The 11,414-nt window shown below is 39.9% G+C and carries 11 protein-coding genes and 1 pseudogene; 8 read left to right on the top strand and 4 right to left on the bottom strand.

All coding sequences use genetic code 11. The features are described from left to right. Nucleotides 1–153: 153 nt before the first annotated feature. From parA to CIK80_RS14880, 6 genes are all read left to right on the top strand, one after another. Nucleotides 154–792, top strand: coding sequence for a ParA family partition ATPase (parA, locus tag CIK80_RS14905; protein WP_095570671.1), 639 nt, complete (start codon nt 154–156; stop codon nt 790–792). Between the two features lie 3 nt (nt 793–795). Continuing rightward, nucleotides 796–1,005 carry a plasmid partition protein ParG gene (locus CIK80_RS14900; RefSeq protein ID WP_025652656.1) on the top strand — a complete coding sequence of 70 codons (210 nt, stop codon included), beginning with the start codon at nt 796–798 and terminating at the stop codon, nt 1,003–1,005. A gap of 323 nt (nt 1,006–1,328) precedes the next feature. Then, entirely contained in the window at nt 1,329–2,870 is a 1,542-nt protein-coding gene (locus CIK80_RS14895; RefSeq protein WP_095570670.1) for a type I restriction-modification system subunit M, read from the top strand. Next, nucleotides 2,867–4,081, top strand: coding sequence for a restriction endonuclease subunit S (locus CIK80_RS14890; RefSeq protein ID WP_095570669.1), 1,215 nt, complete (start codon nt 2,867–2,869; stop codon nt 4,079–4,081). The genes CIK80_RS14895 and CIK80_RS14890 overlap by 4 nt, the downstream gene beginning before the upstream one ends. Beyond that, nucleotides 4,074–7,175 (top strand): type I restriction endonuclease subunit R, encoded by a 3,102-nt coding sequence (locus tag CIK80_RS14885; protein WP_095570668.1) that lies wholly within the window; start codon nt 4,074–4,076, stop codon nt 7,173–7,175. Before CIK80_RS14890 ends, CIK80_RS14885 begins: the two co-directional genes overlap by 8 nt. A 205-nt stretch (nt 7,176–7,380) precedes the next feature. Further along, on the top strand, nt 7,381–8,016 hold the full coding sequence (locus CIK80_RS14880; RefSeq protein ID WP_095570667.1) for an Abi family protein: 636 nt from the start codon (nt 7,381–7,383) through the stop codon (nt 8,014–8,016). 219 nt (nt 8,017–8,235) lie between these two features. Here the strand turns inward: CIK80_RS14880 and CIK80_RS15550 are convergent, their stop codons facing one another. Together CIK80_RS15550 and CIK80_RS14875 are read right to left on the bottom strand one after the other, a co-directional pair. Continuing rightward, nucleotides 8,236–8,361, bottom strand: a complete 126-nt coding sequence (locus CIK80_RS15550) for a hypothetical protein (protein WP_256713876.1) — start codon at nt 8,359–8,361, stop codon at nt 8,236–8,238. Between the two features lie 99 nt (nt 8,362–8,460). Further along, entirely contained in the window at nt 8,461–9,291 is an 831-nt protein-coding gene (locus CIK80_RS14875) for a cation transporter (RefSeq protein WP_087814222.1), read from the bottom strand. Nucleotides 9,292–9,367: 76 nt separating this feature from the next. On the opposite strand from CIK80_RS14875, the pseudogene CIK80_RS15260 reads away from it, so the two are divergent. Beyond that, nucleotides 9,368–9,445 (top strand): annotated as a pseudogene (locus tag CIK80_RS15260) (IS1 family transposase); the annotation flags it as partial. A gap of 55 nt (nt 9,446–9,500) precedes the next feature. Here CIK80_RS15260 and CIK80_RS14870 read toward each other — a convergent pair. Together CIK80_RS14870 and CIK80_RS15395 are read right to left on the bottom strand one after the other, a co-directional pair. Beyond that, nucleotides 9,501–9,881: a hypothetical protein gene (locus CIK80_RS14870; protein ID WP_095570666.1), complete on the bottom strand. Its 381-nt coding sequence runs from the start codon at nt 9,879–9,881 to the stop codon at nt 9,501–9,503. 369 nt (nt 9,882–10,250) lie between these two features. Next, a complete protein-coding gene (locus CIK80_RS15395; RefSeq protein ID WP_095570665.1) occupies nt 10,251–10,406 on the bottom strand; it encodes a hypothetical protein in 156 nt (51 codons plus the stop codon). A 398-nt stretch (nt 10,407–10,804) separates the two neighbouring features. Here CIK80_RS15395 and CIK80_RS14860 point away from each other — a divergent pair, with 398 nt between their 5' ends. Next, complete coding sequence (locus CIK80_RS14860) at nt 10,805–11,395, top strand: recombinase family protein (RefSeq protein ID WP_095568369.1); 591 nt, start codon at nt 10,805–10,807, stop codon at nt 11,393–11,395. Nucleotides 11,396–11,414 lie beyond the last annotated feature (19 nt).

Below are 11,414 nucleotides of genomic sequence, written 5' to 3'. Positions count from 1 at the left end.
TATACTTATATACTTATATACTTATATACTTATATACTTATATACTTATATACTTATATACTTATATACTTATATACTTATATACTTATATACTTATATACTTATATACTTATATACTTATATACTTAATGCGTACTACAGGGATCTGTATTTATGAAAGTAATCGCGGTATTAAATCAAAAAGGTGGCAGCGGCAAGACTACCATCGCAACGCATCTGGCTCGTGGCTTACAGTTAAAAGGCCATAGTGTTCTGCTAGTAGATAGCGATCAGCAGGGCAGTGCGCGTGACTGGAGAGCGGTTGATGAAGACAATCCGGTACCAGTGATCGGGCTTGATAGACCAACACTTGATAAAGATTTAAAAAGCGTCTCTGATAAAGATTATGTGGTGATCGATGGATCGCCGCAAGCTACTAGTCTGGCTATTTCTGCTATAAAAGCGGCTGATTTTATATTGATTCCGGTGCAGCCGAGCCCCTATGATATCTGGGCGACCAGCGATTTGGTTGATTTAGTGCAGCAGCGTATTGAGATGATGGATGGCCAACTAAAGGCGGCGTTTGTCGTATCACGCGCCATTCAAAACACCAATATTGGTAAAGAGGTGGCAACCGCGCTGCTTGATTATAATCTTCCGGTATTAGAGACCAGAGTGATGCAGCGAGTTGCTTATCCTAATAGTGCTGCCCTTGGTAAGACAGTATTTGATACCGAATCGCCTAATAGCAATGCGATACAAGAGATAACCGCATTGGTCAGTGAGATTCAAACATTTTTTGGTGAGGAGTAAGTCATGAGTTTATCAGCAGGTCGTCCTAGTAAGAACGTTAAGGATCAATTGGCTTTATCGGATGTGACGGACAGTCCCAAAAAGACGGTACGCGTGAATTTTAATCTAGATGAAGATAAACACATTGCGCTCAAGCGGTACGCGCTTGAAAGCCGAAAAACGGTGACTGAGTTGTTGACTGAAATGATTGAGGAAAAATTGGTTGAGCGATAGGTATAAAAAATTCGTTTTTCTATACCTATAAAAAGGATATGTATAAAAAACTCAAAAAATTACACATATCGTCGAACGCTGTGCACCTTACTAGTATCATCAGATGCTTGTTTTCTTAAGCCAGACGCAGAAGCAAGCTGTAAAGAAAATGCCCATGGCAAAACAAGCACTGTTTCCTATATCAGCACCATATAATAGAACCAAAAACGGTTAGCAGTGCTAAGGTATATTGCCCTTAATCAAAGCGTACTCAATAACGATTTAAGTTACACAAAACATAAGGGGCTTCTAGCCCCATCATTATTCCTATAGGATTTTTTATCATGACAAGTACCCAACAACGTGCGGAACTGCATCGACAAATTTGGCAAATTGCAAACGAGGTTCGTGGCTCAGTCGATGGGTGGGATTTTAAACAGTATGTGTTGGGGACTTTGTTCTACCGCTTTATCAGTGAGAACTTTGCCAATTATATTGAGGCGGGGGATGAGAGCGTTAATTATGCCGCTCTTCCTGATGAAGTGATTACTGCTGATATTAAAGACGATGCGATTAAGACTAAGGGTTATTTCATATATCCCAGTCAGTTGTTTGCTAACGTGGCTGCCAATGCGCATAGAAATGAGAACTTAAATACAGATTTGGCGGCTATTTTTAAAGAGATTGAAAGCTCGGCCAATGGCTACCCGTCTGAGCCTGATATTAAGGGGCTGTTTGCTGATTTTGATACCACCAGTAACCGATTAGGTAATACGGTTGCCGATAAGAACACTCGTTTAGCTGCGGTGCTAAAAGGGGTAGCTGGCCTTAAGCTGCATCAGTTTGAGGACAGTGAGATTGATCTATTTGGCGATGCTTATGAGTATCTGATCTCAAACTATGCGGCCAATGCGGGTAAATCAGGCGGTGAGTTCTTCACCCCTCAAAGCGTGTCTAAACTGATTGCTCAAATTGCGATGCATAAACAAGAGACAGTTAACAAAATATACGATCCAGCTGCAGGTTCGGGCTCTTTATTGCTGCAAGCTAAAAAGCACTTTGATAATCACATCATTGAAGAGGGGTTTTTTGGTCAAGAGATTAACCACACCACCTATAACCTTGCGCGTATGAATATGTTTTTACATAACGTGAACTACGACAAGTTTAATATCAAGCTGGGTAACACACTGCTAGATCCGCATTTTGGGGAGGATAGACCCTTTGATGCGATTGTCTCTAACCCACCGTATTCAGTGAAATGGATTGGTAGTGATGATCCGACGTTAATTAATGATGAGCGCTTTGCGCCAGCGGGTGTATTGGCCCCTAAATCAAAGGCGGACTTTGCTTTTGTGCTGCATGCATTAAATTACTTATCGAGTAAGGGCCGCGCCGCTATTGTTTGCTTCCCTGGTATCTTTTATCGCGGCGGTGCTGAACAAAAGATCCGTCAGTATTTGGTAGATAATAACTATGTCGAGACAGTGATCTCCTTAGCACCCAACTTATTCTTTGGAACCAGTATCTCGGTTAATATCTTAGTGCTATCCAAGCACAAAACAGAGGGTAAGACGCAGTTTATTGATGCCAGTAAGCTGTTTAAGTCAGAGACGAATACTAACGTACTGACTGATGCGCATATCGAGCAGATCATGACGTTGTTTGATACTAAAGAAGATACGGATTATTTGTCTGCCAGTGTTGATAACAGCGCTATTGCTAAAAATGACTATAACTTATCGGTAAGTGCTTACGTAGAAGCAGAAGATACGCGTGAGGCTATTGATATTAAGACTCTAAATACTGAGCTTAAAAAGACCGTCGCTAAGATTGATAAGCTGCGTGCTGATATCGATAAAATCGTTGCGGAGATTGAGGCATGAGTCAGTTAGGTTATATGGAGAAGCTACTTGATGGGGTTGAGGTTGAGTGGAAATTTTTGGATGACATTGCAATAAAGATTTCATCAGGTGGAACACCTAGTACGGGTGTGGCAGAATATTACGACGGTAATATTCCGTGGCTACGAACACAGGAGGTAGATTTTGACGAGATTTGGGATACAGGTGTAAAAATTACGGAATCTGGGTTAAAAAATTCTAGTGCAAAGTGGATACCGGAGAACTGCATAATTATTGCTATGTATGGTGCGACGGTTGGAAAGATTGGTATTAATAAAGTTCCCATGACTACTAATCAAGCTTGTGCGAACATTCATATTGATGAAAAAGTAGCGCATTACCGTTATGTATTTCACTTTTTGTACAGTCAATATGAGTACATTAAGTCGCTTGGTACAGGTTCTCAGACTAATATAAATGCAGGGATTGTGAAGAAGCTAAAAATCCCTATCCCACCCCTTAACGTCCAAGCCGAAATAGTCCGAATTTTAGACACATTTACAGAACTTACAGCAGAACTTACAGCAGAACTTACAGCAGAACTTACAGCACGTCAGCAGCAGTATGCGTACTATCGTGATAAGTTGCTGACGTTTGAAGAGGGGGAGATTGAGTGGAAGACCTTAGGAGAGGTATCACAATATTCAAAAGAACGTATCGGCTATGAACAGCTGAATGAAAAAAATTATGTAGGAGTTAACAACCTCTTGCAAGATAAAGCAGGTAAAGAAAACTCTAGCCATGTTCCTACGAAGGGCAACTCAACTAAATACCAAGAAAATGATATTTTGATTGGTAATATTCGTCCGTATTTAAAAAAAATATGGCAGGCTGACTGTACTGGTGGAACGAATGGTGATGTTTTAGTTATTCATATAACTGATGAGGCAGTACTTCCTCGATATTTATATCAGATTTTGGCTGACGATAGTTTCTTTAATTACAATATGCAGCATGCTAAAGGCGCAAAAATGCCACGAGGGGATAAAGCTAAAATAATGGAGTATAAAATCCCTATACCACCACTGGACGAACAACAGCGCATCGTCTCTATTCTCGATAAATTTGATGCTCTAACCACTTCGCTTACTGAAGGCCTCCCGCGTGAAATAGAGCTACGTCAGCAGCAATGTGAGTATTATCGTGACCTGCTGTTAAGCTTCCCTAAGCCTGAGGTAGTAGCTCATGACTGACCAAACAAAAACGATTGCTGAATCGAATAATTTTATCGTTTTAAATAAATATACCAAGTGCGATCAGCCTGATGGGGGGTATCAGACTGAAGATGATCTAGAGCGTGAGCTACTCAAAGACTTACAAAACCAGGGATATGAGTTTGTCCCTGGTTTAAACTCGCCTGAAACGATGCTCGCTAACGTACGTGTACAGTTGCAGAGCTTAAATGACGTACAGTTTACAGATGCTGAGTGGCAGCGCTTTGTAATGGAGTATCTTGATAATCCTAGTGATAACATCACTGACAAAGCTCGAAAGATTCATGATGACCACATCTATGACTTCACCTTTGATGATGGCCACCTGCAGAACATTGCACTACTGGACAAAAAAAACATCCCACGTAACAAAGTACAGGTCATTAAACAGTTTGCTCAAAAGGGTACACAAGCCAATCGCTACGATGTGACTATTTTGGTCAATGGCTTGCCGCTTGTGCAAATTGAGCTTAAAAAACGTGGTATCGCCATTCGCGAAGCATTTAACCAAGTACATCGTTATAGCAAAGAGAGCTTTAACTCCGATAACTCCTTATATAAATACCTACAGCTGTTTGTGATCTCAAACGGCACTGATACCCGTTACTTTGCCAATACCACCAAGCGAAATAAAAACAGCTTTGATTTCACCATGAACTGGGCGAGATCAGATAACACCCTAATCAAAGATCTAAAAGATTTTACCGCGACCTTCTTTCAAAAAAATACCCTATTAAACGTGCTGATGCATTACACCGTCTTTGATGTGAGTAATACCTCATTAGTGATGCGTCCGTATCAGATCGCTGCTACTGAGCGCATCTTATGGAAAATAAACAGTGCCTATCAATCCAAAAAGTGGAGCACTCTTGAGAGTGGCGGCTATATTTGGCATACCACAGGCTCAGGTAAGACTTTAACCAGTTTTAAAGCTGCGCGCTTAGCAACGTCGCTGCCTTTTATTGATAAGGTGTTTTTTGTGGTGGATCGTAAAGATCTTGATTATCAAACCATGAAGGAGTACCAGCGCTTCTCCCCTGATAGCGTTAATGGCTCTGACAGTACCGCAGGACTCAAGCGTAACCTTGAAAAAGATGATAATAAAATTGTTGTCACCACCATTCAAAAGCTAAACAACCTGATCAAGGGTGAGGCTGATCTACCCATTTATAATAAACAAGTGGTCTTTATCTTTGATGAGGCACATCGTAGCCAGTTTGGTGAAGCACAAAAGAACTTAAAGAAGAAATTTAAAAAGTACTATCAGTTTGGTTTTACTGGCACCCCTATCTTTCCAGAGAACGCCTTGGGTGCAGAGACAACTGCCAGTGTGTTTGGCCATGAGCTGCATTCATACGTTATCACTGATGCCATTCGTGATGAGAAGGTCTTGAAGTTTAAGGTGGACTACAATGACGTTCGCCCGCAGTTTCAAGCCATTGAGAGCGAACAGGATGAGAAGAAACTCACAGCTGCTGAAAACAAGCAGCTGTTATTACACCCCGATCGTATTGAAGAGATCTCAAAGTACGTTTTAAAAAGCTTTAAGCAAAAAACCCATCGCTTAAAAGGAAGCGGCAAAGGCTTTAATGCCATGTTTGCCGTCAGTAGTGTGGACGCAGCAAAGGCTTACTATGAGACCTTGAATCAGCTACAAAAGGACAGCGAGAGGCCCTTAAAGATTGCCACCATCTTTTCCTATGCTGCCAATGAAGAACAAGATGCAATCGGTGATATTGCTGACGAAGGCTTTGAGCCTACCGCCATGAATAGCAGTGCCAAAGAGTTTTTAAGCCGTGCTATTCATGATTACAACGAGATGTTTAAGACCAATTACGGCGTAGACAGCAAATCCTTCCAAAATTACTACCGCGACCTTGCAGGACGCGTTATTAAGCAGGATGTGGACTTACTGATTGTTGTCGGTATGTTCCTCACAGGTTTTGATGCGCCGACCTTAAACACGCTCTATGTTGATAAAAACCTTCGCTATCACGGTCTGATGCAAGCGTTCTCAAGGACTAACCGCATTTATGATGCGACTAAGACCTTTGGCAATATCGTGACGTTTCGTGACTTAGAGCAAGCGACCATTGATGCCATCACCTTATTTGGGGATAGAAACACTAAAAACGTCGTGTTAGAAAAAAGCTATAGGGAGTATCTAGAAGGCTTTACTGATATTGCGACAGGAAAAGCACGACGAGGCTATTTGGAGGTGATTAAGGAGCTACAGCAACGCTTCCCTAACCCTGATGAGATCATCAAAGAGGCGGACAAAAAGGACTTTGCTAAGTTATTTGGTGAGTATTTACGTGTCGAGAACATCTTACAAAACTATGATGAGTTCGCAAGCCTAAAAGCGCTTCAAAGCATAGATATTACTGATACTGAGGCAGTTGAGATGTTCAAAGCTGAGCATTATTTGACGGATGAAGATCTTGCTGCCATGCAAAGTATCGATGTACCTGCTGAACGAGAAGTACAAGACTATCGATCAACGTATAACGACATACGTGACTGGCTGCGCCGTGAAAGATCAGCCAAGGATCAAAGCGAGTCCTCGCTTGACTGGGATGAAGTGGTTTTTGAGGTGGATCTTCTTAAGTCGCAAGAGATTAACCTTGATTACATCCTTGAGCTGATTTTTGAGCATAACAAGAATACCAAGGATAAGTCCGCCTTAGTTGAAGAGGTGCGCCGAATGATTCGAGCAAGCCTTGGTAATCGCGCTAAAGAAAGTCTGGTGGTAGATTTCATCAATCAAACCAACTTGGACAATATTCCTGATAAATCTAGTATTATTGAGGCCTTCTTTAATTTTGCTCAAATAGAACAACAGCGTGAAGCTCAGGATATGATTGCTGCTGAAAATCTTAATGAAGAGGCAGCTAAGCGTTATATAACGGCATCTTTAAAGCGTGAGTACGCCAGTGAGAACGGTACGGAGCTAAACGAGGTCCTACCTAAACTAAGTCCTCTTAATCCTCAGTACTTAACTAAAAAACAAAGCGTTTTCCAGAAAATGTCGGCTTTTGTTGAGAAGTTTAAAGGTGTGGGTGGGAAGGTTTAGCATTAATTGCTATTGAGAAGCACTTTTCTGAATATTCTGCATTCGGAACAAGAATAATGACGACAAATCAATGTTGAAAAATAATATTTGATAAAGTTAAAAAAAGAAAACCCTGCACAAGGGCAGGGTTTTCGCATCTGTCTAGGGGGGAGGTGTTAACCTACGATACCCCTAGCTCACAATTTAATTATAAGGCTTTGTAGGTATGAATTCAACTGTTAACGGTGAAAGGGTAAAAAGTACGCTATCTTCACCCAGACTATCTACTTACGAAAAAGAAGTTTCTGACCTAGATAGCGCTTTAGAATTGTATCTATGGAATGCAAATGTATCAGGCGCTTTTTTACCTTGCCTACATATTTGTGAGGTGACTATTAGAAATGCGGTCTCAGAGGTGTTGTTTAAGCTACATGGTAACCAGTGGCCTTGGAATAAGGGTTTTATAAATACTTTGCCTAATCCTGCAAGAATAAACCTACAGCAAGCAAGCACCAAGTCATCTGATGTCAATAAGGTCATACCTGAGCTAAACTTTGTATTTTGGCAAAAAATGTTTACCAGTCGTCATGATGATCAGTTGTGGCTTCCGTATTTTAGAACTGTTTTTCCTAATGCTAATACCAATATTACGGTAAAAGCGTTAAGAGGTGAGGTTTATAATGATCTCGAGAGGATTCGGAAATTAAGAAATCGTATAGCTCACCATGAGCCAGTATTTAGTAGAAAGCTTGATGAAGATTATCAGGCAATCATAAAAATAATCGGATATAGATGTAATGATACAGCTGAATGGTTGAACTTAAACCAGAGTGTAGGCTCGATGTTGAGCAAAAAGCCTTAAAAGAGGGGACTTTCCTAAACTTTGTGTAACTTCTTATACCCTATTAGCAAATAGAAGTTACACAAAATCCAGGATGGGCTCCAAGCTGCCATAACTCGTCACCTACTAACAGATCTTGGCGGTCATAAAAGTTGCCCCAACGCTTATAATTATTATCCGTTCTCGACTCAGGGTTATAAGTAATGGCGATGTAGGTTTGAATTTTATTAGTGTCCTAAATTAGTTGACCACCACCAGATTCTTATCAAAGACTTCATCATCTATTATTCGCCAAACGGCAACTTGCTGATGGTCTTTGGTGGTGACTAGATTTAAAGTTTGTTCAATCATTGCTTGAGGTCTCATATCCTTATGATGTTTATTTGCTTCAAACCCAGTTACTTTACACTTAGCGGTTTAATTAAGCTACTTACTTGAGCTATTTGCTTCAGTTATTAGGCTTGGCTACTTACTCAACTTCAATATTCTAAAGGCGCCCTGAATAACTAAAGCAAATACGATGCTACCAATAATCAAATCAGGCGTACTAGAGTGTAACCAATTAACCAAAATCCCTGCAACAATTACCCCTAAATTGATAATCACATCGTTTGAAGTGAAAATCATACTGGCTTGCATATGGGCTTCTTCTTTGCTTTTCGATTTTTGTAGTAAATAGAGGCAAATCGAGTTTGCAATTAGCGCAAGAATCGATATGACTATCATGGTAGAAAAGTCAGGTAACTGCTCATTGCCAAAGAAACGTCTTAGTACTTCTAAAAAACCAAGAATCGCTAGCGTAATTTGAAAATATCCGGCAATTCTAGCAATCCGTTTTTTCTTAATGACCGTTCCACCGACCGCAAATAAGCTAATTCCGTACACGAAGCTATCTGCTAACATATCTAAGCTGTCGGCGACCAACCCCATCGAACGAGAAATCAGTCCCGTGCTCATTTCAATAATAAAGAAAGCAAAGTTAATGACCAGCACTATCCATAGTAGCTTTCTTTGCTCAGCATCTTTTTTGTGACTAGAGTCAGCATCAATTTTAAAATTATTGTTGGGATCAGAGGGGTCAATGGTTTCGGTCGAGAGTAGGGTGTCTCCTAATTTTAGGTCATGAATAGCAGTCTCTATCCCTTCTATATTGTCATGATGAAACACAGTTAATTGACGGTTAGGAATGTCGAACTCAAGATGTTCAATATTCGAGTGGCCCTCTAATTTCATTCGGATTAGGTTTTCCTCCGAAGGGCAGTCCATCTTCGATATTTTAAAAGTTGTTTTATTCATAGCTACATTTATATCCGGGTGGCGGTTCAAAAAGTAGGCTGGAAAAAAACAGGCTGAGAAATTGATAAATAGTGAAATGCAAATGACACTATACATCAAATGCCCAGCCTGTCTAAGTGACAATATAAAGAAAAATGGTTTCAAAAGCTATGGTCTAATAACACGCTACCTCCTAGAATGGCATTGGGCTATTAGCTGTACACCTTTTTTTAAACACAGACTTTGCTAACTGTAATTTTGTTTTCATACTTACCAGTAGGCCCGTAACCACCTTCAGAGCCAATTACTCCAACCACGCAAGTTTCGAACGATTTGTAGTAGCCGTCTTGACCAATCTTATTAGAGTTTTCTATCAAAAGCTGTTTTGGATCTGCCACATAGTAAGTTTTGCCATTTGCCTCTAGCTGATATACTTCAAAGCTTCTTTTAAAACTTCCACGTACCTCTACTTCTTCTGAGATGTTTTTTGTTATGGCTTCTGATGAGTTTTCTTTTACTTCATTAACGTTGTTAGGCTCTTTGTGACTACAACCTATACTCATAAGTATAAGTGTCGTAAGTGCTCCTACTACCAATCTAAAATTAGACATTAAGCTTTCCTTACCGAGTTATCAATAAATTAAGTTTCTTATAAAAAGAGTTCAAAAAAGCTGGTAAGTATATAAACACAACGCTTTTTTTAATCAAATATTATCGACTAAACCAAGGAATTCTACAAGAAAATTGATACTCTGTGAGGGAATGTGCTTTGATGATAATCGTTCGGTACCCTAGTGAGGACTTGAATCTAAGGCTATAGGCTAATAGTATCAACGTTTTAACTGGTTGAAACAGTCACAGTGTACTTCATGGTGTACTTATCATACATATTCTAATCATGATCGGTGCGCTATACAGGCATCGAACTGCCAGTATTGTATGTAAGGTTAATAACTATGAAGTCGATTGTCGCAGCATAGTTATCGTTCAATGACACAAATAGGATAACCGCCTGGGTTCTTGCCACCGCCTAGATCTAAGCAAATATCATCGTAATAAAATTCATGAGCTTTGATGCCTAGCCAAAATGCAAAAACAGCATTGACAGCAATAATTATTATCATCTTATTATTCATATAGAGATCCTAGGTAAACAAGTAACTACAACGATATTTATTTGGATATATCTTATACGAATTAGAAGTTAATAGAGCTGTAGCGTGTTCTCATGTTTTATTTTTTGTAAGGTAGTTCAAATTATGAGTATACCCCAAGGGAACCAGTTATTTCACCCTTCAAACCTATTAATAGACTACTTAAAGCAGACTGTTAACATGGAACCATTTATAACAGACTTTTGAATTATAGGACTAGTTGCTGTTCTTTTTTTCTATCATTAGCCTATACCTAAAAAATAAAACCTCTAAACGATACTCTATCTATCATTAGACTTATTTCTATTATTAAATGATATTAATATCATGATATTATCAATGGACATTAATTTATAAGTCTAAATAATATAGGTGGCGTTATGACCGTTCGTATTTATGTGAGAGCCAGCACTAAGGATCAAGACGCTAAGAGAGCCTTGTCTGACTTGATTAGCTTTAGCCAAAGCTATAACGATAACCTTGTTGAGTACGTTGAGCATTTCAGTGGTACAAAGCTCGATAGGCCAGTATTAGCTAAGCTATTAAAGGACGCTGATCAAGGCGATATTCTGCTGGTTGAAAGCGTGGACAGATTAAGCAGGCTATCTCAAGATGATTTTGCAATTCTAAAGCAGCGCATCAAAGACAAGGGCTTGCGATTGGTGGTGGCTGATCTACCAACTACGCATACGGTAAGTAAAGGCATGACAGGTGAGATCCTAACAGTGATTAACCATATGCTGATCGACTTATTAGCAACGATGGCAAAGCTTGATAACGATAAGCGTAGAGAGCGTATTAAGCAGGGGTTGGCGAACAGTGGTTATAAGCCCACTGGTAAGAAGCCTAATACAACGAAACACAATCGTATTAAAGAATTAGCCAGTCAAAACAATATGACGAAAGAGGAGATTGCTAAGGCGGTTGGTGTTGGGGTGGCTACCGTTTATCGGGTGTTAAAGCAGGACTAACAGCTGAATAGTTGAGGTA

Origin of the sequence: Psychrobacter sp. JB193, from assembly GCF_002285555.1 — a bacterium.
In the GTDB taxonomy this organism is placed as follows: domain Bacteria; phylum Pseudomonadota; class Gammaproteobacteria; order Pseudomonadales; family Moraxellaceae; genus Psychrobacter; species Psychrobacter alimentarius.
This window is presented reverse-complemented; position numbering and strand designations above follow the sequence as displayed.